The following is a 25,696-nucleotide window of genomic DNA, read 5'->3' on the forward strand; positions in this document are numbered from 1 at the left end:
CTTTCAAGGATTTTCATGTCTCTGTTCACCGCCGTCGAAATGGCCCCCCGCGACCCCATCCTGGGCCTCAACGAGCAATTCAACGCCGACACCAACCCCAACAAGGTCAACTTGGGCGTCGGCGTTTATTTCGACGACAACGGCAAGCTGCCCCTGCTGCAATGCGTGCAGGCCGCAGAAAAGACCATGATGTCCACCCCCACGGCCCGTGGCTACCTGCCCATCGACGGCATCGTGGCCTATGACAACGCCGTCAAGAGCCTGGTGTTCGGCGCCGACAGCGAACCCGTCCAATCCGGCCGCGTGGCCACCGTGCAGGCCATCGGCGGTACCGGCGGCCTCAAGATCGGCGCCGACTTCCTGAAGAAGGTCAGCCCCAACGCCAAGGTGCTGATCTCCGATCCCAGCTGGGAAAACCACCGTGCGCTGTTCACCAACGCCGGTTTTGAAGTCGGGACCTACGCCTACTACGACGCCGAAAAGCGCGGCGTGAACTTCGAAGGCTTTTTGGCCAGCCTGAACGCTGCCGCTGCCGGCACCATCGTGGTGCTGCACGCCTGCTGCCACAACCCCACCGGCTACGACATCACGCCCGCGCAGTGGGACCAGGTCATTGCCGTGGTCAAGGCCAAGGGCCTCACGCCCTTCCTCGACATGGCCTACCAGGGCTTCGGCCACGGCATCGCCGAAGACGGCGCGGTGATCGGCAAGTTCGTGGCTGCCGGCCTCAACTTCTTTGTCTCCACCTCTTTCAGCAAGAGCTTCAGCCTGTATGGCGAGCGCGTGGGCGGCCTGTCGGTGCTGTGCTCTGACAAGGAAGAAGCCAGCCGCGTGCTGAGCCAGCTCAAGATCGTGATCCGCACCAACTACTCCAACCCACCCATCCACGGTGGCGCGGTCGTGGCTGCGGTCCTGAACAACCCCGAGCTGCGCGCGCTGTGGGAAAAGGAACTGGCCGAAATGCGCGTGCGCATCAAGGCCATGCGCCAGAAGCTGGTGGACGGCTTGAAGGCTGCGGGTGTGAAGCAGGACATGAGCTTCATCACCACCCAGATCGGCATGTTCAGTTATTCGGGCCTGTCCAAGGACCAGATGGTGCGCCTGCGCAATGAATTCGGCGTGTACGGCACCGACACCGGCCGCATGTGCGTGGCTGCGCTCAACAGCAAGAACATCGACTACGTCTGCCAGGCCATTGCCAAGGTGATCTGAGCCTGCCCAGCCGCCACGAAAAAACCGCCCTCGGGCGGTTTTTTCATGGGAGAAAAGATGGTGCGGTTCGGGCAGCGGCCCGGCGACCCCTCAGACTCCCGCAATCCGCGCGATCACCGCCCCCAGCGCCTGGCTGGTGCCGGCCTCTGCGGTCAGCGTGATGCGGCCGCTGCGGTGGGCGGTGACCTGCATTTCCATCTTCATGGCTTCCATCACGGCGATCACGTCACCGTCCTGCACCAGGTCGCCCTCAGCCACCTTCCAGGCGTGCAGGTTGCCCGCAATGGGCGATGTGACCGCGCCGGCATCCACCACCACTTCGGGGGCCTTCACCTGTGCAGCCCCGCCGGACACATGCGCCAAACCCTGCAGCAGCGCGGCGGGCAGGCCCAGGTTGACGCGGCGGCCGTCGATCTCGATGGCGGTACGCAGCAAGCTGGCGTCGGGCTGCGGTTCAGCGCGCGCCTGCGCCTGGATCGAGGCGGCCAGCGGTGCGGCAAAGTCGGATTCGATCCAGCGCGTGTGCACCTTGAAGCCATCGGCGCCCACGAAGTCGGGGTGGTCGATGACCGCGCGGTGGAACGGCAGCACCGAGGCCACGCCTTCGATTTTGAACTCGCGCAACGCACGGTGCGCACGGGCCAGGGCCTGCTCGCGGGTGGCACCCGTCACGATCAGCTTGGCCATGAGCGAGTCAAACGTGCCCGGCACCACCGAGCCCGACTGCACGCCCGTGTCCAGCCGCACGCCGGGGCCCGAGGGCGCATCAAAGCGCTGCACCGGGCCAGGGGTGGGCAGAAAGCCCCGGCCCACGTCTTCGGCGTTGATACGGAACTCAATAGCATGGCCCAGCGGAGCGGGCGTCTGCGCCACGGACAGCGGCAGGCCGTCGGCCACGCGCAGCTGCTCCACCACCAGGTCCACGCCGGTGGTCTGCTCCGTCACGGGGTGCTCGACCTGCAAGCGGGTGTTGACCTCCAGGAACGAGATGGCGCCGCTCTGGCTGAGCAGAAACTCCACCGTACCCGCGCTCACATAGCCTGCGGCCGCGCAGATGTCGCGCGCCGAACTGTGGATGCGCTCGCGCTGCGCATCGGTCAAAAATGGCGCAGGGGCCTCTTCCACCAGTTTCTGGTTGCGCCGCTGCAGCGAGCAGTCGCGCGTGCCCAGCACCACCACGTTGCCATGGGTGTCTGCCAGCACCTGGGCCTCGATGTGGCGGGGTTTGTCCAGGAACTGCTCGACAAAGCACTCGCCACGGCCAAAGGCCGTCACGGCCTCGCGCACGGCGGAGTCGAACAGCTCGGCCACCTCGTCCATGCGCCAGGCGATCTTCATGCCGCGCCCGCCGCCACCAAAGGCCGCCTTGATGATGATGGGCAGGCCGTGCTGCTCGGCAAAGGCCAGCACCTCGCTGGCATCCTTGACCGGGTCGGGCGTTCCCACCACCAGGGGCGCGCCCACCTGCAGCGCAATCTTGCGTGCCTGCACCTTGTCGCCCAGCTGGGCGATGGTGGCGGGTGGCGGGCCGATCCACGCCAGGCCGGCATCGATCACGGCCTGGGCAAAAGCCTGGTTTTCCGACAGGAAACCGTAGCCTGGGTGCACAGCGTCGGCACCGCTCTTTCGGGCGATCTCCAGCAGCTTGGCGATATTCAGATAGGTGTCGGCCGGCCGGTCGCCATCGAGGCCATAGGCCTCATCCGCCATGCGCGCATGCAGCGCATCGATGTCGGCATTGGCATACACCGCCACCGATTGCACGCCGTAGTCGGCACAGGCGCGGGCAATGCGGACGGCGATCTCGCCGCGATTGGCAATCAAAACTTTTTTCATGGCATCAAACCTTTCGCCTCGAAAACGTGAAGGATGGCGAGTTCGCCGTCACCTGCTACGCAGGCACAGCGATGTAGGGAAACGCCCGCGGCGCGGCCGTTTTCGCCGCGATTGGCAATCAAGACTTTTTTCATGGTTGACTCTTTCAAACGCTGGGCGAAAGCTCTGCAAAGGCGCGAATGGGGTTGAAACGCAACCAGGCCCCGACGGGGATCTGCCCCGCGCGGTCCAGATGGTAGGGCGCCACGGCGCCAATCACGGGATAGCCACCGGTGAGCGGGTGGTCGGCCAGAAACAGCACGGGCTGGCCGCTGGGCGGCACCTGCAGCGCCCCCAGGGCGGTGCCCTCGCTGGGCAGCTCCCCGGAGATGGCACGGTCCAGCGGCAGCTCGCCCGCCAGGCGCAGGCCCACCCGGTTGGACTGGGGCGTGACCTGCCAGCGCTGGGTGGCCAGCCGTGCAATGGCCTCGGCGGTGAACCAGTCGGTGCGCGGGCCCATGACCACGTCCAGCACCACCTCCTGCTCCAGTGTGGGCAGATCGTCGGTGGCCAGATCGGCGGCGCCCACCACCGCGCTGGTGCTGGCGGGCCGCACGCCCAGCATGTCACCCACAGACAACGGTGCGGGCCCGACATGGGCCAGGGTGTCGGTGGCGCAGCTGCCCATGACAGCTGCCACATCAAAGCCGCCACGCACGGCCACGTAGCAACGCGCGCCCGCCCGGGGCTGGCCCACGGCCAGGGTGTCGCCATGGGCCAGCGACACGGGGGCGTGGCGCGGCAGGCTCCAGCGGCGACCGTCTGCAGTGGTCAGATCCAGGGGCGCGTCAGCACCGGTGACAGCCACCACGGTCTCGCCCAGGCTTTGCAGTTGCAGGCCGCCCCCTACCGTTTCCAGCGCTGCAGCGTTGCTGGCGTTGCCCACCAGCCGGTTGGCGGCCTTGAGGGCAGACTGGTCCATGGCACCCGACTCCGACACGCCCTGCCCCGCCTGGCCCTGGCGCCCCAGGTCCTGAAACACGGTCAGCAGGCCGGTGGCGCGCACCCGCAGCCCAGCCTGGTCCGGCGCAAGCGCCTGCACCGAACGGCATGCGGTACTTTTCGGGCCTTGTTGGCCCGTAGCCTTTGGTTTTATTCCACCGGCAGCGATCGGTTGTGTCGCAATATCCACGAATCGCACGCGGTAACCGGGCTGCAGCAGAGCGGGCTGGGCACGCTCAAGATCCCACATGGCCAAGGGTGTCACGCCAATGATCTGCCAGCCGCCGGGGCTGGCCTGCGGGTACACGCCGCTGAAGCAGCCCGCCAGGCCCACGGCGCCGGCTGGTATGCGGGTGCGCGGCGTGCTGCGGCGCGGCACGTTCAGGCTGGGGTGGCCACCGCTCAGGTAGGCAAAACCGGGGGCAAAACCAGTGAAGGCCACGGTGTATTCGCTGCCGGTGTGGCGGCGCACCACTTCTTCGGGCGTGATGCCCAGCAACTGAGCCACTTCGGCGAGGTCTTCGCCGTCGTAGTGCACGGGGATCTCGACCAGGGTGCTGCTGCGCTCGGCGCGCTGCGAGAGATCACGCCCGGCAATACCTTGCACCAGCGCCTCGGCGCTGGTGGCAGAGGGACGAAAGCGTACGAGGAGCGTCCGCGCGGCGGGCACCAACTCTTGCACGCCCTGCAGGGGCTCGCGCTGCAGCGAGGCCAGCAGCGCCAAGGTCTGGTCCAGGTCGTCCAGCTCGACCAGCAGCGCATTGAGGTTGACAGGAAGAAAACGCAATTTATTTTCCGGAAATAAAGCCGATACCTTCATGCGTGGTAAGCACTGTCCGGCACATCGGTGATAAACATGTGTCCGGGCGCATGGGTGACGGCAAAAGGCACGCCCGATGCCATCACAGCCGCTTGTGGCGTCACGCCACAGGCCCAAAAAACGGGAATCTCGCCTGGCTCGATGCGCACGGCATCCCCAAAGTCAGGCTTGCATAGATCGACAATACCCAAAGCAGCGGGGTCGCCCACATGCACCGGCGCACCATGCACCGAGGGAAAACGCCCCGAAATCGTGACGGCATCTGCCACCCGATGTGCAGGTATGGGCCGCATGGATACCACCATTTCGCCATGCAGGCGCCCGGCTGGGCGGCACTGGCGATTGGTGCGGTACATGGGCACATTGGAGCCATCGGCAATGTGTCGTACTTCAATGCCAGCCTCTTGCAGCGGCGTCTCAAACGTGAAACTGCAACCAATGAGGAACGTCACCAAATCGGCCTGCTCAGCCCACAACGGTGTGGCATCCGCCACCTCTTGCACCAAGCGTCCATTGCGCCACACGCGGTACAAAGGAATGTCCGTGCGGATATCCGCATCCTTGGCCAGCACGGTCTGGTGCGATCCCGCCTCCATCACATCCAGCACGGGGCAAGCTTTGGGATTGCGCTGGGCATAGAGCAAAAAGTCCCAAGCCCAGTCGCTCGGCAGCGCAATCATGTTGGCCTGCGTCATGCCTGGGGCAATACCCGCAGTGGGTTGCACAAGCCCTGACCGATAGGTGGCACGGGCCTGACGGGCCGCAGCCACGGCGGCTTCCCGTACCTCTTGCAACGCAAAAATACTCACGCAATGCCTCCCGAAAATCAGGCAAAAGAACGTACGGCCACACCTTCGCGCTCCAGCGCAACGCGCACGGCGCGGGCCATGTCCACTGCTGCGGCGTTATCGCCGTGCACACAGATGGATTGCGCCTCCACACGGGCAAGACTGCCATCAATGGCCTCCACAACCCCTTCATGCACGAGGCGCAACATGCGCTGCGCAACCATCTCGACATCGTGCAGCACGGCACCTTTTTCGCGGCGGGACACCAGCGTGCCCTGCGGGGTGTAGGCCCGGTCGGCAAAAGCCTCTGCCACCACACGCAGACCCGCATCCTGTGCCCATTTCGCCAGGGGCGAGCCCGCCAGCACCACCAGGGCCAACTCTGGGTTTACGGCACGCACGGCAGCAATCACATCGCGGGCCTGGCGCTCGTCATAGGCGATGGTGTTGTAGAGCGCACCATGCGGCTTCACATAGGCCACACGCACCCCAACGGCCGTAGCCAGCCCTTGCAATGCACCGATCTGGTAGATGATGTCCGCCACCAGATCGGGACTGGCCACATCCATGTTGCGACGACCAAAGCCCGCCAGATCCGGATAAGCCACATGGGCCCCCACCGCAACGCCCTGCTCTTTGGCCGCACGCAGCGTGGCCAGGATGCCTGCGGGGTCGCCAGCATGGAAGCCGCACGCCACGTTGGCGCTGGTCACAATGCGCAGGATGGCCTCGTCGTCACCCATGGTCCAGATGCCAAAGCTCTCGCCCAGGTCACTGTTCAAATCAATCGTTGCCATAGGAGCCTTCTCGTCTTACAGCGACAAAAATGCAAAGATGGGGCCAATCGATTTGTAGCCCATCCACCAGGTGAGGGCACAGGTGATGGTACCCAACACCAGCATCCAGCGAGGGTAACGGTACCCCCCCATCAGGTCGCTGCGAAACCAGCCCACATACATGAAAAGGCTGAGCCCCAAAGGCAGGATAAGGCCATTGAAACCGCCAGCGAACACCAGCAACGCAGCTGGCGCAGTGCCCAGGGCCATGTATGCCGCCAACGACATCAGGATAAACACCACCGTCACACGATTGCGACCTGTCTCAGTCACGCTGGGCACAAAGGTGCTGATGAACGACATGGAGGTGTAAGCCGCACCGATCACGCTGGTGATGGCTGCAGCCCACAAAATAAGACCGAAGACACGCAGACCGAACGCCCCCGCCGCCGACTGGAAAGCCTGCGCAGCAGGGTTGGCCCCCTTGCCGGATACATCAATTGCCACGCCGCTGGCCACCACCCCCAGCACGGCCAGGAACAGCACATAACGCATCAGCCCGGTGACAGCAATGCCATTGAGCGCACCCTTGGAGACTGCCTCCAGGTTTTCTACCCCCACCATGCCTTTGTCGAGCAGGCGATGTGCGCCAGCGTAGGTGATGTAGCCTCCCACCGTGCCACCCACAATCGTGGTGATGGTGGCGAAGTTGATGGCATCGGGCCACACCGTCTGGCGCAGCGCCTCGCCCAGCGGCGGATTGGAGACAAACGCTACAAATGCGGTGAGCGCCACCATCACGATGCCCAGCACAATGATCATGCGGTCCACAGCCACGCCTGCGCGCTTGGATGAGAAGATGCCTATGGCGACCAAGGCGCTCAGCAAACCACCCCACTTGGGATCCAGCCCCAACATGGCATTCAACCCCAGGCCCGCACCAGCGATGTTACCCACGTTGAACACAAGGCCGCCAAAGATGACCAGCACCGCCAGCAGATAGCCGCTGCCCGGAATAGCGGCATTGGCAAGGTCCGAAGCACGCATCCGTGTCACGGTGATCATGCGCCAGATGTTTACTTGAACCACGAAATCGATCAGGATGGACGCCAGGATGCCGAAAGCGAACGCGGCCCCCATGGTCGCGGTGAAGGTGGCCGTCTGGGTAATGAAACCCGGACCAATGGCCGACGTAGCCATCAGAAAAATGGCTGCCAGCAGCGAGGAACGCCGCTTTTTTGCAAAGTCTTGCGCAGGTGCGGCAAGCTTACTGGTCTCAATCATGGGGGGTCTTCCGATAAAAGTATGGCGACAATTTAATTGAACAGCATATGCTCCAGTGCTTAGCAACAAAAGTACATTGTTCTTTTAAATATTCACAATTGTTGAACAAAAATTGTGTAGCCGTGGTAAGTATTTACCCTATGGTGCTGCACGGCAGTACCGGCTCGTACCAATGCGGTGCCATCTACGGCCCCGGGCGCGGACTACACTTGCCTGGACACCTGCGCCCCAACACACACGCTTTCACCGAATGCCCCCCACCAACGACCCCCAGCCCAACCTGACAGACCGCATGGCCGAGCTGATCCGCCAGAAGATCGTGCAAGGGGAGTTTTCACCCGGCCAGCGCCTGTCAGAAGCGGCCCTGAGTGAAAGCCTGGACATCTCGCGCAACACCCTGCGTGAGGTGTTCCGGCTGCTGACCAAAGAGGGGCTGCTCACGCACGCGCCCAACCGGGGCGTGTTTGTGGCCATTCCCAGCATTGCGTCCATCATCGACATCTACCGCGTGCGCCGGCTGATCGAATGCCAGGCGCTGGCGCAGGCCTACCCGCGCCACCCGGCCAAGAAACGCCTGCGCCAGGCCGTGGAGATGGCCCAGCGCTGTCGCGATGCCGGCGACTGGCAAGGCGTGGGCACGGCCAACATGGGGTTTCACATGGCGGTTGTCGAGCTGGCCGACAGCGAGCGCCTGAACGTGATGTTTTCACATGTGCTGGCCGAACTGCGGCTTGCCTTTGGACTGCTCAACGACCCCGAATTTCTGCACATGCCCTATGTGGAGATGAACCTGAACATCCTGGAATTGTTCGAGGCCGGCAAGCTGCAACAAGCGGCCGCGGCACTCAACGAGTACCTGGTGCACTCAGAACGCATCGTGCTGGCGGTGTATGCACGGCGCATTACCGACAGCGGCCTGTCCGGGTAAGCGGCGCTGCACCATGCCGCCGACAGAGCGCAGAAGCACAGCGCAGCCAGGCATGGCAGCTGGCGCACCCGCACGAAAACCCGGCTCCAACCAGGCCTGGCCAGCTTGACCAGCGTCGGGCCTGAACGACCCATCAGAAGCCAGGCGGCCTGATCAGGGCCGCGGCTTGCGCGCGCCGGGTTTGGCCGCGCCGGTCACACGCGGCGGCAGGCCGGTGTGCTGGGTCAGCAGCCGCCCTTTTTGCGGCTTGCCTGGCGTGGTGCTGCCCCTGGCGGGGCCTGCTGCGGCTGCGGCCGCCCTGGCAGAGCCCGGTGTGGAATTGGTGCGCCGTGCACTCTGGTAACCCCCATCGGTGAGCGGCTGGAAGGTGGGGATCAGGTGGTGCTTTCCGTTGCCGATCAGATCGGCCCGGCCCATGGCCTTGAGCGCCTCGCGCAGCAGCGGCCAGTTGTTGGGGTCGTGGTAGCGCAAGAACGCCTTGTGCAGGCGGCGGCGCTTTTCGCCGCGCACGATGGGCACCTCTTCGCTGTCGCGCGTCACCTTTCGCAACGGGTTCTTGCCCGTGTGGTACATCGCCGTGGCGCTGGCCATGGGGCTGGGGTAGAAGGCCTGCACCTGGTCGGCACGAAAGCCGTTTTTCTTCAGCCAGATGGCGAGGTTCATCATGTCCTCGTCGCTGGTACCAGGGTGCGCGGCGATGAAGTACGGAATCAGAAACTGCTTCTTGCCCGCCTCGGCGGTGTACTTCTCGAACAGCGTCTTGAACTTGTCGTAATTGCCGATGCCCGGCTTCATCATCTTGGTGAGCGGGCCCGATTCGGTGTGCTCAGGGGCAATCTTCAGATAGCCGCCCACATGGTGCTGCACCAGCTCTTTCACATACTCCGGCGACTGGATGGCCAGGTCGTAGCGCAGGCCAGAGCCGATCAGGATCTTCTTGATGCCCTTGAGCGCACGGCCCCGGCGGTAGATCTGGATAAGCGGATCGTGGTTGGTGGTGAGGTTCTGGCAGATGCCGGGGTAAACGCAGCTCGGCTTGCGGCAGGCGGCTTCGATCTCGGGTGTGCGGCAGCCCAGGCGATACATGTTGGCCGTGGGGCCGCCCAGGTCGGAGATGGTGCCGGTGAAGCCCTGTACCTTGTCGCGGATGTCCTCGATCTCGCGAATGATGGAATCCTCGCTGCGGCTCTGGATGATGCGTCCTTCGTGCTCGGTGATCGAGCAGAAGGTGCAGCCGCCAAAGCAGCCGCGCATGATGTTGATCGAGAACCGGATCATCTCCCACGCCGGGATCTTGGTGGCGCCGTCGTGGCGGCCGCGCTCGTCGGCATAGCGCGGGTGCGGGTTGCGCGCGTAGGGCAGATCGAAGATGTGGTCCATCTCGGCCGTGGTCAACGGGATGGGCGGCGGGTTCAGCCACACATCGCGTGCCGTGGCGCCTTCGCCATGCGCCTGCACCATGGCGCGGGCGTTGCCGGGGTTGGTTTCAAGGTGCATCACGCGGTTGGCGTGGGCATACAGTACCGGGTCGCTCTTGACCTGCTCGTAACTGGGCAGCCGGATCACGGTGCGCTCGCGCGGCGGGGCCTTGTGCTTGCCCTGCACGGCCGGGTTGGGCACGAAGGTGAGCGCATGGGTGGTGCCAGCTGTTCTGGTGTCTTTTTGGCCTGTGGTGTTTTCTGTGTCTGCGCCAACAGCTGCTGACACAGCAGCATCTTCCTTGCTGCAGCTGCCGCCCTGCCCCGCCGCCTGTTCGCTGGTGGTCTGGTAGGGGTTGATGTGTTCGTCCACGCGGCCCGGCAGATCGACGCTGCTGGAGTCGATCTCGAACCAGCCCTCGGGCGTGGTGCGGCGCACAAAGGCCGTACCGCGCACGTCGGTGATGTTTTCGACTGGCTCGCGCGCTGCAATCCGGTGCGCGACCTCGACCAGGGCGCGCTCGGCGTTGCCGTACAGCAGCAGATCGCACTTGGCATCGACCACGATGGAGCGACGCACCTTGTCGCTCCAATAGTCGTAGTGGGCAATGCGGCGCAGGCTGCCTTCGATGCCGCCCAGCACGATGGGTACGTCCTTGTAGGCCTCGCGGCAGCGCTGGCTGTACACGATGGCGGCGCGGTCGGGGCGCTTGCCGGCCACGTCGCCAGGGGTGTAGGCATCGTCGCTGCGGATCTTGCGATCGGCCGTATAGCGGTTGATCATCGAGTCCATGTTCCCGGCCGTGATGCCCCAGAACAGGTTGGGCTTGCCCAGCGCCTTGAAAGGCTCGGCGCTCTGCCAGTCGGGCTGGGCGATGATGCCCACGCGAAAGCCCTGCGCCTCCAGCGTACGCCCGATCACCGCCATGCCAAAGCTCGGGTGGTCGATGTAGGCGTCGCCCGTCACCAGCACCACGTCGCAGCTGTCCCAGCCCAGCTGCTCCATCTCGGCACGGCTCATCGGCAAAAACGGGGCCGTGCCAAAGCGCTTGGCCCAGTACGGCCGGTAGCTGGTCAAGGGCTTGGCGGCGCGCGCAAAAAAGGAGACGTCAACGGGGGCGTTCATGCGGGGGGTGCGGCCGCCCATGGTGGTGGTGGGGCGCGGTTTTGGTGGGTAACCCGCGATTTTACGGCGGCAGGGCATTTTTGTCGCAATGACGGCCCTTGCCCCCGCCTGGGCAAGGGTTTGGCAACCCGAGGCATTGAATTGCTTTGCCAACGACCCGAATGGCAAAAGTACAGTCAATACGAGGCGACGGACACTCCGGGCAAGTCTGAATCGTGCGCAGTGCTGTGTTGGTTCACCACCATGTGATCAAGCCGTTCCAGGATCGGCATTCTCGCGGCATCTTTTTCTGACTCGCCACTGATCGAGGCAGCCACGGACATTCCAACGCCATTCACGCTGGGGCCACAGGAGGCAAGGAGCACGCCACCGAGAATCACGGCGCCCAGCCGACTGATGGAGGATCGCATCGGCCATCGACCTAGAGGCGCCAAGATCAAGCGATCCGTTTCAATTACCCATGCCATGCATGCTGCACATTCGTCTGGCGATGTGGGTGATAGAGAACTGCCTGGCAATTCGCTGACTGCGGTATTGGCTTTTTTGGTCATCATTGGCTCCTGGAGCTATATCTTTGTGAGCCATTCGTCCCGATGGATGCACCATCGCCACGGCGACGCGCACAGGGCATCTTGGTCACGCATTGAGCTTAGGCAAGGCACCTGCCCCACGCGTCATCGGAAGCAATGACATACCAATAAAGTTACTGTTATTACCAACAAAATCTATCGCAAGCACCATTGCCGGCGGAAATAAAATCACTTGAATATTATATTTGTTACAAATATATGCGTTTGATATCATAGAAATAGGTAGCAATCCCTCAAGGATTCAGCGGCACTCCGGGAGGGCCGAATACAATTTGCACTCAAGCGTGAGCCGTATCCTTGTGAAAGTCCATGGCATGGCTTTTCAACGTCCTGCGCAATAGGGGAGCTCCATGATCGACCTGGAGGTTATTTCTGCTGAAGAATTAACCAACCTGATAGGTTCGATCTATAACTGCGCACTCGATCCGCAGCGCTGGCAGTCCACTTGCCAACAGATTGCAGAGTTCAGTAGAAGCACGGCGGGCGGAATATTCGTTCATGATCTGCGACACGTACAAAACAAACAGCCGTTCGTGTTCGGATACCAGCCAGAATTCCTGCAAATGCTGGAAAATCATTATGCAGAAAATTCAATGGCGGCTGCCAGCATCGGTTCAAATAACGATGATCGCAGGGAACGTTACCAGTTGCTCGAAACTCGGTTCTTTCAAGAGGTACTAAAGCCGTATGGACTCCAGGACATGGTCTGCTTTCCCATGGTGCAAACCGCAGAACGCATGATCTCCCTGCATGCGTCACGAAGCGAAAACGAACCTGATTTTCAACAGCGTGACCTTAATTTTTTCAAAATTCTCTCGCCACATGTATGCCGTGCACTGGCCATATCCGAAATGCTGGATATCAGGACGGCTAGGTCGGAAATGCTGGAAAATACGCTGGATGGGCTGGTTGCTGGTGTTTTTCTTACAGCACGCGATGGTCAGGTTGTATATTTGAACCATGCTGCTGAATGCCAGATCAAAATGGGCAATGCGATTCACTTGGTAAACAATCGGATTGTTCCCACGGATTTGGCGGCTCGCAATGCACTGGCAAAGGCGATGGAAGAAGCAGCGCGTGATGATGCGGTGGTGAACATGGGCGAACATTTCGTGGCGATACCAGCTGGATTCGGCGGCGGATACATTGCGACCCTTCTTCCGATTGAGAACACTCGGCGGCACGGTATTCTTGCGTCCTTTGCCGCATCGGTCGCAGTTTTCATGCAGGATCCTGTTCAGGCGACATGCATTCCGGGTGATGCCTTCGCCAAGCTGCACGGGCTTACCGGAGGCGAACTGCGCGTGCTGCTGGCGCTTTCCCAGGGGCTGAGCGGCACGGAGGCGGCCGATATTCTGGGTATCAGCGAGCCGACCATTCGCACACACCTGCAGCACATGTTCTCCAAGACCGGCACGTCCAAGCAACTCGACCTGCTGCAGCTGTTGCATCACTCGACGCCACCGATTCGTACCTTAGAGCCTGCACATTGAACCCGGGGAGGCTGGCACATGGTCCGCCTCGCGCGTTAAGCTCGCGCCCCATGCCCCAGACCCTCGCCGCGCCCGCGCACAGCGAAATCACCATCAAAAAAAGCCGCTTCATCGGCTGCGTGCAGCCCATGGCCGACCGCGCCAGCGCCCAGGCCCATGTCGATGCGCTCTGGCAGCAGCACCCCGGCGCAGCCCACATCTGCTGGGCGCTGCTGGCAGGCGGGCAATCGGCAGCAGTGGACGACGGCGAGCCCGGCGGCACAGCCGGGCGCCCCATGCTGGATGTGCTGCGCCACCAGGACCTCGACGGCGTGCTGGCCACGGTGGTGCGCTATTTTGGCGGTGTCAAGCTGGGTGCCGGCGGCCTGGTGCGTGCCTACACCGACTGCGTGGCCCAGGCCCTGCTGACCGCACACAAAATGCAGCTTCAACGCATGGCTACGCTGCAATGCCTGGTGCCCTATGCGCTCGAAGGCCTGCTGCGCCGCGAGATCGACGCCGCAGGCGCCGAGCTGCTGCACGTGCAACATGGCTCGCTCGTCACCCTGCAGCTGCGCCTGCCCGAAACCCAGGCCAGCGCCTTTGTGCAGCGCGTCAACGACCACGGCCAGGGACGCGTCGGCTGGCCCGGCCCAGCGGACTGGCCGCATGGTCTTTAAACACATCATTACAAAGGCTACACTCACACACAAACATGCTCCGCTGACACGCTCGCCACCCTGGGTAAGAAGCAACCCACCCGTTCATGCTGATACACCCCAGCCACCAGCCCGCAGCCCGCCAGGCCATCCGCGCCGTGGGTGCCCTTTTCCTGGTGCTGGTACTGGTCATGGCACTGCCCTCCCTGCCCGGCATGCGGGGCGTGGCGCACTACCTGCCGCTGCACATGGCGCTGGAGACGCTGGCGATCGTGGTGGCGGCGCTCACGTTTGGCGTGGTCTGGAGCTCAAAGCATGAACAGCTGCCATGCAACGCGCTATTGCTGGGCTGCGCCTTCATGGGCGTGGGCCTGCTCGACTTCGGCCACATGCTGTCGTACAGCGGCATGCCCGACTTCATCACCCCCAGCTCCCCCGAAAAGGGCATTCAATTCTGGCTGGCAGCGCGGCTGCTGAGCGCGCTGGCCTTGCTCGCAGTGGCCTTGCTGCCCTGGAGCACCAGCGCCTCGCAGCCCTATGCATGGTCATTGCTCGCCCTCGTGCTGGTGCTGGTGGCCGCGCTGTACGGGCTGTTTTTTCTGGCCCCGCACCTGTTGCCCGAAACCTTTGTCTCCGGCCAGGGGCTCACCGCGTTCAAGATCGGCTTTGAATATGCATTGATGGCCCTATACCTGGCTGCCGCCGCGCTGCTGCTCAGGCACATGCGCCGGCAGCGCAGCTTCAACACCAGTGGCCTGTTTGCGGCGGCGTGCGTCATGGCGCTGAGCGAGTTTTTCTTCACGCGCTACACCGGCGTCACCGACATCTACAACACGGTGGGCCACATCTACAAGGCGCTGGCCTACGCCTTTTTGTACCGCGCAATTTTTGTCGAAACCGTGCAGCGGCCCTACACCCTGCTGCGCGCCTCGCAACAGCAGCTGCAGGCCACGCTGGACGCCCTGCCCGACCCGATGCTGGAACTCGATGACGAAGGGCGCTACGTGGATGTGCGCGCAGGCCATGCGGGCAGCCTGGCCGCCCCCGCCAGCCTACTGCTGGGCAAGACCCTGCAGGAAGCGCTGCCCGCCGAAGCAGCCGACATCACCCTGGCCGCCTTGGAAGAAGCTCGCCAGCAGGGCTTCTCGCGCGGCCGGGTGCTGCCCTTGAGGGTGCCCGACGGCCAACGCTGGTTCGAGCTCTCGGTGGCGCGCAAGCCTCCCCAGCCGGGCCATGGCCAGCACTTCGTGGTCATCTCGCGCGACATCACCCAGCGCCGGCAGAGTGAAGAGGCCATGCGCAAGCTCTCTCAGGCAGTCGCGCAAAGTCCTCTGCCCATCGTCATCACCGACTTGCAAGGCCGCATCGAATACGTGAACGACGCCTTCACCCGCTCCAGCGAATACACTGCCGCCGAAGTGCTGGGACAAAACCCGAGCGTCCTGCAATCGGGCAAAACACCCGTTGCCACCTACCAAGACATGTGGGCACGGCTCCAGCAAGGGAAATCGTGGCAGGGAGACCTCATCAACCGCAGCAAAAGCGGCCGCGAGTACACCGAATCGGTGCTCATCTACCCGGTGCGCAATGCAGAGGGCGAGGTCACCCATTACCTCGCCCACAAAGAAGACGTGACCGAGCGCAAACGGGCCGCCGCGCGCATCCAGCAGCTCTCGCACCACGACCAGCTCACCGGCCTGCCCAACCGCACCATGCTGGGCAAGCACTTTGATTACGCCATCCGCCAAAGTACCGCCCTGGCCGTACTGTGGATCGACCTGGACCGTTTCAAGGACATCAACGACTCGCTGGGTCACAACGTGGGCGACCTGCTGCTGCTGGAAGTCTCCCAGCGCCTGCGCTCCGATCTGCCTGACGACGCCACGCTGTCGCGCCACTCGGGCGATGATTTTGTCGCCCTGCTGCCCCACACCAGCCAGGACGAAGCCGCGAAGCTCTGCACCGGCTTGCTGGACTTGCTGGCACAGCCGGTGCAGGTAGCCGGGCAAGAGATGTTCGTGACCGCATCCATCGGCATTGCCATCTCACCCGATGACGGCCAGCAGCTCGACTCCCTGCTGAAAAACGCCGAAACAGCCATGTACCGCGTCAAGGAAGAAGGGCGCAACAGCTACCGCTTCTTCACGCCCGAGATGCAGGCGCATTCCTCCCGCGCGCTGGCCCTGGGCAACGCTCTCAAGCAGGCCCTGCCGCGTGGCGAGCTGTACCTCGAGTACCAGCCGCAGGTGTCGCTGCATGACGGCTGCATCATCGGTGCCGAAGCCCTGCTGCGCTGGAACCACCCGCAATGGGGCATGGTGTCGCCGGCCGAATTCATTCCGCTGGCCGAGGCCAACGGCCTCATCGTGCCCATTGGCGAATGGGTGCTGCAGACCGCGCTGCGCCAGCTGCGCACCTGGCTCGACAACGGCCTGCCCATGATGACCATGGCGGTCAACCTCTCGGCGGTGCAGTTTGGCCAACCCGGGCTGACCGACATGGTCAGCCAGCTGCTGCAGCAAACCGGTGTTCCCCCCGAAGGCCTCGAACTTGAACTGACCGAAGCCGTGGCCATGAAAACCCCCGAAGTTGCCGCCCAGAAGATGCAGGAGCTGAGCCAGCGCGGCATCCGCCTGTCGATCGACGACTTCGGCACCGGCTACTCGTCGCTCAGCTACCTCAAGCGCTTTCACATCAACCAGCTCAAGATTGACCAGTCCTTCGTGCGCGACATCGGCACCGACCCGGACGACCAGGCCATTGCCACCGCCATCGTTCAGATAGCCCACAGCCTGGGCATGACCACCATCGCGGAAGGCGTGGAAACCGCCGAGCAACTGGACTATCTGCGCGCACAGGGCTGCGACCAGGTGCAGGGCTACCACTTCAGCCGCCCACTGCCACCCGATCATTTCGAGGCTTTTGTGCGCACCAACCTGCAGGCACGCCAGCAGGCACCCGCGCACGCGGTGCAGGCCGAGGTTCAGGCCCCGCCAGCTGGAACCGCTGCATAAAACACAGCTGCAAGCGATTTTCCAGCCAGCGGCAAAGCCCCAAAAGCTCCAATCAGGTCAGCGCAAACGCGCAGGCGACAGCCCTTCCACCCCCACGCCCTCGCACACCAGCTCGTCGGCCAGCGGTTCGCCGCGCAACAGCTGCCGCGCCAGCAACGAGGCGCCCGCAGCACTCTGGATGCCATAACCGCCCTGCCCGGCCAGCCAGAAAAAGCCGGGCACATGGTTGTCCCAGCCAATCACCATGTCGCCATCCGGCACAAACGAACGCAGGCCCGCCCAGGTGTGCGACGGGCGGCGGATCTGGAAGCGGGTCATTTCCTCGATGTGGTAGATCCCGGTGGCCACGTCCAGCTCCTCCGGCACCACATCGTGCGGATGCGTGGGGTCGGCATTGGCGGGTGAGCCCAGCAGTTGCCCCGCGTCGGGCTTGAAATAAAAGCTTTCGTCGACGCCGATCACCGCCGGCCAGTGGGTGGCGTCCATGCCCTCGGGCACAGGAAAGGTAAACGCCGTGCGCCTACGGGGCTCCAGCCCGATGGGTGGCACGCCCGCCAGGCCCGCCACCACGTCGGCCCAGGCCCCCGCAGCATTGACGAGGGTGGGGGCGGCAAACACCCGCCCGTCGGCCAGCGTCACCTGCCATACATTGCCTTCGCGGCGCACGGCCGTGACCTCGGCGTTCGTCAGCACCTGGCCGCCGCGCTGGCGCAGGCCACGCAGGTAGCCCTGGTGCAGGGCATTCACGTCGATGTCGGCGGCCTCGGGCTCGCTCATGCCGGCGGCCACGGCTTCGGGTTGGAGGCAGGGCAACATTGCCAGCAAATCTGCCTGATCCACCCATTTCACATTGGGTGAGGTGGCATGCGCGTCGTCGTAGGTCTGCTTCAGCAGGTCCAGCTGGTCCGGCCTGGCGACATAGACCACCCCCCTGGGCGAGAGGATGGGGTCGGCGCCAAACTCGGGTGGCGGCGCATCATAAAAAGCGCGGCTGGCCCGCGTCAGCGCCTGGATATTGGGCGTGCCATAGGTCGCCATGTACAGCGCGGCCGAGCGGCCGGTGGTGTGGTAGCCGGGCTGGGACTCGCGCTCCAGCAGCAGGACGCTGGCGCCCTGGCCTGCGCCGCTAGGCTGCACCAATTGCCAGGCCACAGAGGCCCCGGCAATGCCCGCACCGATCACGATGGTGTCCACGGTTTGCATGGTCAGAGTCTCCTTTTCAAACCGCCGACACCTGCGCCGCCGACGCCCCACGGTTGTCGCGCGGCAGGCTGCGGGCGTCGCGGGTGTCGGGGGCCACGGTCACGATGGAAGTCAGCGCGGGCTCGGCGCGCGTCTGCATCAATTGGGCAATGTCGGGCCGGGGCCGTGCCAGCCCCGCAATGCCCTTGAACGCCTGCTCCAGCGCGTGCCCCACGCCCAGCGTGTGGCGGTCGGCACGGAACCGGCCCACGATCTGCAGGCCGAACGGCATGCCCGCATCGTCCAGCCCGCAGGGCAGGCTCAGCGCCGGGTGCGTGGTGAGCGTGGTCACGTACGTCAGCGCCAGCCAGCGGTAGTAGTTGGCCTGCGGCTCGCCGTTGATGTGGCTGGCGAACAGTTCCGTCCAGGCGAACGGCGACACGGGCGTAGTGGGCGCGAGGATGACGTCGTAGTCCTCATACAGCTTCTGGAACCGCGCCAGGATGCGTGTCTGCTCAGCCTGCGCCCAGGCGCTGTCCAGCAGCGTCATGGCGGCGCCCATTTCGTAGTTGGCGCGGGTGTTGGGGCCGAGGCTGGCGGGGTCGCGCTCGTAGGCCTCGCGCGTGCTGGCCACAAAGGCCTCGGCGCGCAGCACGTCAAAGCAGCGGTGCACATCGCCCAGGTCGATGTCGATGGCATCGCAGCTAGCGAACAGGTGCTTCATGGCCTGCACCTTTTTACGGAACACGGCGCGGATGCCGTTGTCCACCGCGCAGGCGCCAAAGTCCTCGGTGGTGGCCACGCGCAGGCGGCTCAGGTCCACCGTTTCGGGCAGCAAAAAACCCATCGGGTCCAGCGGATAGCTCAGCGGGTCGCCGGGCGACATGCCCGCCGATGCGGCCAGCTGCAGGCAGGCCTCTTCCACCGTGCGGCCCATGGGGCCGACCACCGAAATCGGCGTCCAGCCCAGCAGCTTGCGCGAGCTGGGCACCACGCCGGGCGAGGGCCTGAAGCCCACTACGCCACAGATGGACGCCGGAATGCGCAGCGACCCACCCGTGTCCGAGCCCGTGCACACCGGCAGCATGTCGCAGGCCAGCGCGGCGGCCGAGCCGCCCGACGAGCCCCCGGCATTCAGGTGGGGGTTGAACGGATTGCCCGTGGCACCCCACACCGTGTTGCGCGAATTGGCGCCCGCACCCATCTCGGGGATGTTGGTCTTGCCCGTGACGATGGCGCCCGCGGCGCGCAGGCGCGCCACCAGCACGTTGTCCTCGGCCGGAATGTGCTCGCGGTAGATCTGCGAGCCATAGGTGGTCAGCAAGCCCGCCGTGGCCTCCAGGTCCTTCACGCCCAGGGGCAGGCCGTGCAAGAGGCCCAGCGGCTCACCGCGCAGCACGGCCTGCTCGGCGGCCTGGGCCTCGGTGCGGGCGCGGTCGTAGCAGGTGGCGGTGACGGCATTCACATAGGGGTTCACCGCCTCGATGCGCGCGATGCAGGCGTCGAGCAGTTCCACCGGAGAAATCTCGCGCGTGCCGATGCGGTGGCGCAATTCATTGGCCGTCAGCTCGACCAGGGCTTGGGGACTTGTTGTCATCTCGGGTTTGTCTCCTTGTTCACACGGCGCTCAGTCTGCGGTGATGCCGGCGCGCTGTGCGATGGCACGCATCAGCGGCAGTTCCTTGTCGATCAGCTCGGCCAGTGCCGTGGACGGAGCATAGGACGGTTCAAACCCCACGGCGACCATCTTGTCACGCGTTTCGGGATCTGACACCACCTGGGCCAGGGCCTGCTCCAGCCGCGTCTTCACGGCCGGTGGCAGGCCACGCGGGGCCACCATGGCCAGCCAGGTGTCCATCTCCAGGCCCGGGTAGCCGCTCTCGGCCAACGTGGGCACCTTGGGCAGCAGGGCCGAGCGCTTGCCGGAGGTCACCGCGATGGCCTTGATCTTGCCGTCCTTGAGCTGCGGCAGCGCGGCCGATACGGTATCGACGGTGAACGGAATCTGCCCTCCGAGCAGGTCGGTCATCGCGGGCGCACTGCCCTTGTAGGGCACATGCTGGATCTTGAGGCCCGCCGCGTGGAAGAACATCTCGCCCGCAAACTGCGAGGTGGTGCCCGCGCCGAACGAGCCATACGAATACTTGTCGGGCGCAGCCTTCACCAGGGCCACGAACTGCTTCACGTCTGCCACCGGCACATCCTTGTTGGCCAGCAGGATCAGGCCCGTGCGCCCGGTGATGCCGATGGGCTCGAAGCTCTTGACCGGGTCGTACGGCAGCTTGGCGCGCACGGCCGGGTTGACGGTGAAGGTGGTGCCCGAGCTCATGAGCAGGGTGTAGCCATCGGGTGCGGCCCGCGCCACCGACGTCGCACCAATCACCGTGCCCGCCCCCGCGCGGTTGTCGATCACCACGCTCTGGCCCAGCTTGTCACCCAGCTTCTTGCCGATGAGGCGCCCCAGCACATCGGTGGCGCCACCGGGCGGGAACGGAATCACCAGCGTGATGGGCTTGGTGGGAAAGGCCCCCTCCTGCGCCATGGCCGGAGCCCACGCGGTGGCCCCCAGGGCGGCACAGGCGGCGGCAGACAAAAGCAGTTGCTTGCGGTTCATGGGGTTTCTCCAAAGGTCACAAAAATTGGGAAAGCAAAAAAGTCAGCCCTGCGCAGCCAGCACGGCCCGCCCGCGCTGCACAAAGCCCTGGTACTGCGCATCGGGCACCAGCAGGCCGCCCGTGGTCCACACCAGGTGCGTGGCCTGGTGCAGCACGGCGTCGATGCCCGTGCTGCACAGCCAGGCCTGCCCGGCCGTGGTGCCGGTCAACATCGCCGGGCCGCTGAAGCCTGCGGCGGCCGAGGGCTCGATGCGCTCGCCCAAGGCGTCCAGCACCCGCACCAGGTGCGCAAACAGGGTGTCGTCGGCGACAGTGAACACGCCCGACAGCAGCGGCCGCATCAGCTCGGCCGCCAGCAGCGAGGCACGCGGCACGGCCAGGCCATCGGCCTCGGTGCGGTTGGTCAGGCCCCAGTCGTAGACCGATGGGTGCTCCCCCTGCCCGGCCATCATTTGCACCATGAAGCACGGCGACTGCACCGGCTCGGCAAAAAAGCAGTGCACATGCGGCCCCAGCACCTGCCGCAGGCCAAAGGTGATGCCCGCAGGCGCGCCGCCCACGCCGCAAGGCAGGTAGACGATGAGCGGGTGCTCGGCATCCACCGCCACGCCCTGCCCGGCCAGCTGCTTTTGCAGGTGCAGCGCCGCCGCGCTGTAGCCCAGCAGCAGCGAGAACGATTGCTCGTCGTCCACAAAGTGGCACAGCGGGTTGTGGGCTGCCTCGGCGCGGCCCGCAGCCACGGCGCGCTCGTAGTCGCCGGTGTGCTCCACCACCTGCACACCGCGCTGGCGCAGGCGATCCTTTTTCCATTCTTTCGCGTCAGCCGACATGTGCACCGTGGCCTGGAAGCCCAGGGCCGACGCCACCACGCCAATGCTCATGCCCAGGTTGCCCGTGGAACCTACCGCCACCTGGTAGCGGCCCAGCACCTCGCGCGCTGCCGGGGTGGCCAGCGCGCGGTAGTCACAGCCGGGCTCGACCAGACCGTGCTGCAGCGCCAGTCGCTCGGCAAATTCCAGCACCTCGTGCATGCCGCCCCGGGCCTTGATGGAGCCTGCCACGGGCAGGCTGTGGTCGGCCTTGATGAACAGGCGACCCTGGCTTTCGGCCATGCCCAGTGCGGGTTGGAGCACGGCGGCGGGCAGCAGGGGCGACTCCACCACGCCCCCGGCGGCAGCCAGCTCGGGGAACACCTCCGCCAGCAGCCCGGCAAAACGGGCGAGGCGCGCAGCAGCCGCCTTTGTATCATCCAGACTAATGGTTCTCCCTAATGCGGGCAGTGCCGCGGTGGGCTGCGCCTGCCGTGCCGGGTTGGTCCACAGGGCAGGCTGGGCGTTGCGCAGGCGGGTGGCCAGCAGGGTATCCACGGCAGGTTGGGTCTCGGCAAGCGTCATGGCACCTATGTCTCGAAAAGTCTTGCCCACATTCTTCGCCCGTCACGCGCCTGTCACAAGCCATTTATAGTGAGCAAGGCATTAGTATTAATAATGGATATTCGCCTCTCCCCCTCCCTGCTCGCCTGGCTGCGCAGTTTTGATGCAGCCGCGCGCCACGGCAGCTTCACCAAGGCGGCGGCCGAGCTGTGCATCACCCAGGGCGCCGTGAGCCAGCAGGTCAAGCAGCTCGAAGAATGGCTGCACCGCCCCCTGTTCCTGCGCACGCCGCGCGCGCTGGTGCCCACGCCCGAGGGCAAATGGCTGGCCGTGGTGCTGCGCGAGAGCTTCGAAGCCATCGAAAGCACCCTGGCCCAGATGCGCCAGCCCGCCGAGGCCGCCACCGCCACCCTGAGCTGCTCGCCCTCGTTTGCCATGAGCTGGCTCACGCCCCGGCTCGGTGACTTCTTTCGCCAGCACCCCCACACCGGGCTGCGCGTGTTTGGCGAGTTCCACACGCTGGACCGCACCCGCATGGTGCAGGGTGGCATCGAAGCCGCCGTGCGCTTTGACCTGGGCGGCTACCGCGACCTGAACGCCACGGTGTTCCTCGACGAATGGCTCATCCCCGTGGCGAGCCCCGAGTTCCTGGCCCGGCACCCGCCCATCACCACCGCACCAGACCTGCAGGGCGAATGGCTGCTGCACGACGGCAGCGCCTGGGACGGCGCGGATACCTATGAGGAATGGCAACACTGGTTTGCCCAGATGGATACCCCGCCACCGCCCTGGACAGGCGGCCAGCAGTTCAACCTGTCACAACTCGCCCTGGGCGCCGCCCTGGCCGGCCAGGGCATTGCCATGGGCCGCGCAGCGCTGGTGCTGCAGGACGTGAAAGCCGGGCGCCTGGTGCCGCTGTTCGGGCGTAGCGTGCTGTCGCGCGCGGCGTATTCATTTGTGACCACCACGCACCCCAGCCCATCCATGGAACTGGTAAGGGAGTGGCTGGCAGAGGAAGCTCGGCGGTTTTGCGGCGAGCGCAGCGAGGTATTGCCAGCAGTGGCGCCATCCTGAATCGGATCTATATCGGCGACAATTTGAATATTTATCTACTCTTTAAATTAAAAAGGAGTATAAATATCATCATGACAGCCGATCTCATCCCTACCCTCGCCGCCGCCCGCAAGGCCCACCAGATGACCCAGGCCCAGCTCGCAGAAAGCGCAGGCCTCTCCCGCATGACGGTGCAGCGCACCGAAGGCGGCGACCTGGACCCGCGCTATTCCACCCTGGCCGAGATGGCCCGCGTGCTGGGCATGGACATCATCGCCGTGCCCAGCAGCCTGCGGCCCAGCCTGGAGGCGTTCATCCAGTCGGGCGGCAAGTTGCTGGGCCAGCCGGAGGGGGTGGATGCGCCACCCTCTGTCGTAGACGGACTGCGCCGCTGACCCTGGCGACGCCCCGCAAACCCGACCGACAGCCACGCCATGAGCACCTCCATCCGTTACCTGCGCCTGTACCTGCACCGGCCCGCCCGGGCAGACGGTGCGCGGGGGGAGCGCGAGGCGATTGGCTACCTCTCGCAGTACGGCGACATCCTGCGGGTGTCGTTTGACGAAAGCTACATCCGCAACCCGCAGCGGCCCACCCTGTCGCTCAGCTACCAGGGCGCAGACGAAGCCGCCACGCAGCAGATCCTGGCGTCGGCCCGCGATGCGCGGCTGGTGCGCACCGATGGACGCTGGCCCGTGTATTTTCAGAACCTCCTGCCCGAGGGCCACAACCGCGAGCGCCTCGCGCGCGAGCGTGGCTGCAGCCCCGATGACGAGTTCGAGCTGCTGGCCGCCGCAGGCCACGACCTGATGGGCGCGCTGGAGGTGGAGCCCGTGCCCGCGCAAGACGGCATCCCCGACGTGGTGCGCCACTGGCACACCACCCAGGGCCTCGATGTGCTGGAGCCAGGATTTGTCGAGTACCCCGTGGAAGACGCCGCCTCGCTGCCCGGTGTGGTCACCAAGTTCAGCGCCGTGCAGGACGGCCGCCGCTACACCGTGCACCGGCGCGGCGCGGCGGGCAGCGTGATCCTCAAGCTACCCACCACCGCCCACCCCGACCTGGTGGCCAACGAGTTCACCGGCTACCAGCTGTGCCAGGCGCTGGGCCTCAACTGCGCCCAGGCCCGCGTCATCACCCGCGCCGAGGCCGATTTGCCCGACACCGTGCCCTTCAACGAGATCCTGGCCGTGCAGCGCTTTGACCACCTGCCCGGCGGCGCGCGCGTGCACATGGAAGAGTTCAACCAGGTGCTGGGCTACACCCCGCGCCAGAAATACGGCAAAACCCATGGCAAAGGGGTACTGCAGGACTGGGCCACCATGCTGCGCGTGCTCAACCGCCTGAGCTGCCAGCCCGTGCAGGACACGCGCGAGTTCCTGGCCCGCATGGTGGCCTTCATCCTGATGGGCAACACCGACGCGCATTTAAAAAACTGGGCACTCATTTACCCCGACGGCCGCACGCCCCAGCTCGCCCCGGTGTACGACCCCGTCTGCGTGGCCGCCTTTTTTGACGGCCTGCCCGAGAGCCACTACGCCGTCAACCGCGCCATCGACCGCACCCTGCGCGCCTTCACCTGGTACGACATGGAAGCCCTGCTCAAAACCGCCGGCCTGCTGCGCGTGCCAAGGCACCTGGCGTTGTTACGGGATGTCGTTAGACTGGCCCGCGCCGACTGGCCGCAGCTGCTACACACCGCCCCGCCCGCCATGCAGCACACGGTGCTGCAACGCCTGCAAGGCGCCACCGCCCTGGGCCTTTGACCTTTGCCGACACCCCGCCCCCATTGCTGACCGCATGACCTCTACCGCCACCGCCCCCGCAGCCATCGACACCGCCGCCACCCACGCCTTCATCCAGCGCTGGCAGCACAACACCGCCAGCGAGCTGGCCACCGCGCAAAGCTTCGTCATCGACCTGTGCCAGTTGCTCGGCGTGGACAAACCCCACCCCACGCCCGAGCAAAACTACATGTTCGAGCGCCCCGTAACCTTCGCCCACGGCGACGGCAGCACCAGCGCCGGCCGCATCGACTGCTACCGGCGCGGCCACTTCGTGCTGGAGGCCAAAAAGCTCAAGGCCGGCAGCCACACCAAGGGTTTTGACGACGGCCTGCTGCGCGCCCGCAGCCAGGGCGAGGCCTACGCCCGCGCCCTGCCCGCTGGCGAGGGCCGCCCGCCCTTTGTGCTGGTGGTGGACGTGGGCACCGTCATCGAGGTGTATGCCGAGTTCAGCCAGACCGGCGGCACCTACACCCCCTACCCCGACCCGCGCAGCCACCGCCTGGCACTCAGCGATTTGGCGAAACCCGAGGTGCAAGACCGCCTGCGCCGCATCTGGACCGAGCCCGACAGCCTGAACCCCGCCCGCATCAGCGCGCAAGTCACCCGCGACGTGGCCGCGCTGTTGGCGCAACTCGCCAAGTCGCTCGAAACCAGCCGACCAGCCGACCAGCCGACCAGCCGACCAGCCGACCAGCCGACCAGCCGACCAGCCGACCAGCCGACCAGAATTTTCGCAAAATACCGAGCTATCGCAATCTAGAAAAGCGTTTATAGCTCCTGAA

The 25,696-nt window shown here is 64.9% G+C and carries 21 protein-coding genes; 9 read left to right on the plus strand and 12 right to left on the minus strand.

Going from position 1 to position 25,696, the window contains the following annotated elements; translation table 11 throughout:
• Positions 1–15 precede the first annotated feature (15 nt).
• Positions 16–1,212, plus strand: coding sequence for an amino acid aminotransferase (locus tag K225_RS0103235; RefSeq protein WP_026435070.1), 1,197 nt, complete (start codon positions 16–18; stop codon positions 1,210–1,212).
• A gap of 90 nt (positions 1,213–1,302) precedes the next feature.
• On the opposite strand, the gene K225_RS0103240 is transcribed toward K225_RS0103235, so the two are convergent.
• The 6 genes from K225_RS0103240 to K225_RS0103260 are packed head-to-tail and all read right to left on the minus strand — an operon-like array spanning position 1,303 to position 7,697.
• On the minus strand, positions 1,303–3,048 hold the full coding sequence (locus tag K225_RS0103240) for a biotin carboxylase N-terminal domain-containing protein (protein WP_026435071.1): 1,746 nt from the start codon (positions 3,046–3,048) through the stop codon (positions 1,303–1,305).
• Positions 3,045–3,182, minus strand: coding sequence for a hypothetical protein (locus tag K225_RS22080; protein WP_155885213.1), 138 nt, complete (start codon positions 3,180–3,182; stop codon positions 3,045–3,047). Before K225_RS22080 ends, K225_RS0103240 begins: the two co-directional genes overlap by 4 nt.
• A gap of 11 nt (positions 3,183–3,193) precedes the next feature.
• Entirely contained in the window at positions 3,194–4,816 is a 1,623-nt protein-coding gene (pxpB, locus tag K225_RS0103245) for a 5-oxoprolinase subunit PxpB (protein ID WP_026435072.1), read from the minus strand.
• A gap of 29 nt (positions 4,817–4,845) precedes the next feature.
• Complete coding sequence (locus tag K225_RS0103250) at positions 4,846–5,652, minus strand: putative hydro-lyase (RefSeq protein ID WP_051248661.1); 807 nt, start codon at positions 5,650–5,652, stop codon at positions 4,846–4,848.
• Between the two features lie 23 nt (positions 5,653–5,675).
• Positions 5,676–6,434, minus strand: coding sequence for a LamB/YcsF family protein (locus tag K225_RS0103255; protein WP_026435074.1), 759 nt, complete (start codon positions 6,432–6,434; stop codon positions 5,676–5,678).
• Between the two features lie 15 nt (positions 6,435–6,449).
• Positions 6,450–7,697, minus strand: a complete 1,248-nt coding sequence (locus K225_RS0103260) for an NRAMP family divalent metal transporter (RefSeq protein WP_034711684.1) — start codon at positions 7,695–7,697, stop codon at positions 6,450–6,452.
• Positions 7,698–7,947: 250 nt separating this feature from the next.
• Here K225_RS0103260 and K225_RS0103265 point away from each other — a divergent pair, with 250 nt between their 5' ends.
• Complete coding sequence (locus K225_RS0103265) at positions 7,948–8,625, plus strand: GntR family transcriptional regulator (RefSeq protein WP_026435076.1); 678 nt, start codon at positions 7,948–7,950, stop codon at positions 8,623–8,625.
• Positions 8,626–8,778: 153 nt separating this feature from the next.
• On the opposite strand, the gene K225_RS0103270 is transcribed toward K225_RS0103265, so the two are convergent.
• Together K225_RS0103270 and K225_RS22085 are read right to left on the minus strand one after the other, a co-directional pair.
• Positions 8,779–11,169 (minus strand): YgiQ family radical SAM protein, encoded by a 2,391-nt coding sequence (locus K225_RS0103270; RefSeq protein ID WP_026435077.1) that lies wholly within the window; start codon positions 11,167–11,169, stop codon positions 8,779–8,781.
• A gap of 176 nt (positions 11,170–11,345) precedes the next feature.
• The gene (locus tag K225_RS22085; RefSeq protein WP_155885215.1) at positions 11,346–11,720 is read right to left on the minus strand and encodes a hypothetical protein; all 375 of its coding nucleotides are present in this window, start codon (positions 11,718–11,720) and stop codon (positions 11,346–11,348) included.
• A gap of 389 nt (positions 11,721–12,109) precedes the next feature.
• Here K225_RS22085 and K225_RS0103280 point away from each other — a divergent pair, with 389 nt between their 5' ends.
• From K225_RS0103280 to K225_RS20275, 3 genes are all read left to right on the plus strand, one after another.
• Positions 12,110–13,252, plus strand: coding sequence for a helix-turn-helix transcriptional regulator (locus K225_RS0103280; RefSeq protein ID WP_026435079.1), 1,143 nt, complete (start codon positions 12,110–12,112; stop codon positions 13,250–13,252).
• A gap of 50 nt (positions 13,253–13,302) precedes the next feature.
• Entirely contained in the window at positions 13,303–13,911 is a 609-nt protein-coding gene (locus K225_RS0103285; protein ID WP_026435080.1) for a YigZ family protein, read from the plus strand.
• Positions 13,912–13,997: 86 nt separating this feature from the next.
• On the plus strand, positions 13,998–16,904 hold the full coding sequence (locus K225_RS20275; RefSeq protein ID WP_051248640.1) for an EAL domain-containing protein: 2,907 nt from the start codon (positions 13,998–14,000) through the stop codon (positions 16,902–16,904).
• 57 nt (positions 16,905–16,961) lie between these two features.
• Here the strand turns inward: K225_RS20275 and K225_RS0103295 are convergent, their stop codons facing one another.
• From K225_RS0103295 to K225_RS0103310, 4 genes are read right to left on the minus strand one after another with little or no spacing between them, the layout of a single operon-like run.
• Positions 16,962–18,107, minus strand: a complete 1,146-nt coding sequence (locus K225_RS0103295) for an FAD-binding oxidoreductase (RefSeq protein WP_026435081.1) — start codon at positions 18,105–18,107, stop codon at positions 16,962–16,964.
• A 16-nt stretch (positions 18,108–18,123) separates the two neighbouring features.
• Positions 18,124–19,683, minus strand: a complete 1,560-nt coding sequence (locus tag K225_RS0103300; RefSeq protein WP_026435082.1) for an amidase — start codon at positions 19,681–19,683, stop codon at positions 18,124–18,126.
• Positions 19,684–19,713: 30 nt separating this feature from the next.
• Positions 19,714–20,700, minus strand: a complete 987-nt coding sequence (locus K225_RS0103305; protein ID WP_026435083.1) for a tripartite tricarboxylate transporter substrate binding protein — start codon at positions 20,698–20,700, stop codon at positions 19,714–19,716.
• A gap of 42 nt (positions 20,701–20,742) precedes the next feature.
• Positions 20,743–22,095, minus strand: a complete 1,353-nt coding sequence (locus tag K225_RS0103310; protein WP_034711686.1) for a D-serine ammonia-lyase — start codon at positions 22,093–22,095, stop codon at positions 20,743–20,745.
• Between the two features lie 93 nt (positions 22,096–22,188).
• Here K225_RS0103310 and K225_RS0103315 point away from each other — a divergent pair, with 93 nt between their 5' ends.
• The 4 genes from K225_RS0103315 to K225_RS22780 all read left to right on the plus strand — a co-directional run bounded on the left by K225_RS0103315 (position 22,189) and on the right by K225_RS22780 (position 25,674).
• Entirely contained in the window at positions 22,189–23,148 is a 960-nt protein-coding gene (locus K225_RS0103315; protein WP_026435085.1) for a LysR substrate-binding domain-containing protein, read from the plus strand.
• Positions 23,149–23,219: 71 nt separating this feature from the next.
• The gene (locus K225_RS0103320) at positions 23,220–23,522 is read left to right on the plus strand and encodes a helix-turn-helix transcriptional regulator (protein WP_026435086.1); all 303 of its coding nucleotides are present in this window, start codon (positions 23,220–23,222) and stop codon (positions 23,520–23,522) included.
• 39 nt (positions 23,523–23,561) lie between these two features.
• Positions 23,562–24,893 (plus strand): type II toxin-antitoxin system HipA family toxin, encoded by a 1,332-nt coding sequence (locus tag K225_RS0103325; protein ID WP_026435087.1) that lies wholly within the window; start codon positions 23,562–23,564, stop codon positions 24,891–24,893.
• A gap of 34 nt (positions 24,894–24,927) precedes the next feature.
• Positions 24,928–25,674: a type IIL restriction-modification enzyme MmeI gene (locus tag K225_RS22780; protein ID WP_034711688.1), complete on the plus strand. Its 747-nt coding sequence runs from the start codon at positions 24,928–24,930 to the stop codon at positions 25,672–25,674.
• The last annotated feature ends 22 nt before the right edge of the window (positions 25,675–25,696 follow it).

The organism is Acidovorax sp. JHL-9 (assembly GCF_000426205.1).
In the GTDB taxonomy this organism is placed as follows: domain Bacteria; phylum Pseudomonadota; class Gammaproteobacteria; order Burkholderiales; family Burkholderiaceae_C; genus Acidovorax; species Acidovorax soli.

Coding starts and splice junctions, on each gene's coding strand:
- K225_RS0103265 (WP_026435076.1), top strand. CDS start 7,948: ATGCCCCCCACCAACGACCCCCAGCCCAACCTGACAGACCGCATGGCC.
- K225_RS0103240 (WP_026435071.1), bottom strand. CDS start 3,048: ATGAAAAAAGTTTTGATTGCCAATCGCGGCGAGATCGCCGTCCGCATT.
- K225_RS0103255 (WP_026435074.1), bottom strand. CDS start 6,434: ATGGCAACGATTGATTTGAACAGTGACCTGGGCGAGAGCTTTGGCATC.
- K225_RS20275 (WP_051248640.1), top strand. CDS start 13,998: ATGCTGATACACCCCAGCCACCAGCCCGCAGCCCGCCAGGCCATCCGC.
- K225_RS0103315 (WP_026435085.1), top strand. CDS start 22,189: ATGGATATTCGCCTCTCCCCCTCCCTGCTCGCCTGGCTGCGCAGTTTT.
- K225_RS0103280 (WP_026435079.1), top strand. CDS start 12,110: ATGATCGACCTGGAGGTTATTTCTGCTGAAGAATTAACCAACCTGATA.
- K225_RS0103260 (WP_034711684.1), bottom strand. CDS start 7,697: ATGATTGAGACCAGTAAGCTTGCCGCACCTGCGCAAGACTTTGCAAAA.
- K225_RS0103235 (WP_026435070.1), top strand. CDS start 16: ATGTCTCTGTTCACCGCCGTCGAAATGGCCCCCCGCGACCCCATCCTG.
- K225_RS0103305 (WP_026435083.1), bottom strand. CDS start 20,700: ATGAACCGCAAGCAACTGCTTTTGTCTGCCGCCGCCTGTGCCGCCCTG.
- K225_RS22080 (WP_155885213.1), bottom strand. CDS start 3,182: ATGAAAAAAGTCTTGATTGCCAATCGCGGCGAAAACGGCCGCGCCGCG.
- K225_RS0103325 (WP_026435087.1), top strand. CDS start 23,562: ATGAGCACCTCCATCCGTTACCTGCGCCTGTACCTGCACCGGCCCGCC.
- K225_RS22085 (WP_155885215.1), bottom strand. CDS start 11,720: ATGACCAAAAAAGCCAATACCGCAGTCAGCGAATTGCCAGGCAGTTCT.
- K225_RS0103320 (WP_026435086.1), top strand. CDS start 23,220: ATGACAGCCGATCTCATCCCTACCCTCGCCGCCGCCCGCAAGGCCCAC.
- K225_RS0103300 (WP_026435082.1), bottom strand. CDS start 19,683: ATGACAACAAGTCCCCAAGCCCTGGTCGAGCTGACGGCCAATGAATTG.
- K225_RS22780 (WP_034711688.1), top strand. CDS start 24,928: ATGACCTCTACCGCCACCGCCCCCGCAGCCATCGACACCGCCGCCACC.
- K225_RS0103310 (WP_034711686.1), bottom strand. CDS start 22,095: ATGACGCTTGCCGAGACCCAACCTGCCGTGGATACCCTGCTGGCCACC.
- K225_RS0103285 (WP_026435080.1), top strand. CDS start 13,303: ATGCCCCAGACCCTCGCCGCGCCCGCGCACAGCGAAATCACCATCAAA.
- K225_RS0103295 (WP_026435081.1), bottom strand. CDS start 18,107: ATGCAAACCGTGGACACCATCGTGATCGGTGCGGGCATTGCCGGGGCC.
- K225_RS0103270 (WP_026435077.1), bottom strand. CDS start 11,169: ATGAACGCCCCCGTTGACGTCTCCTTTTTTGCGCGCGCCGCCAAGCCC.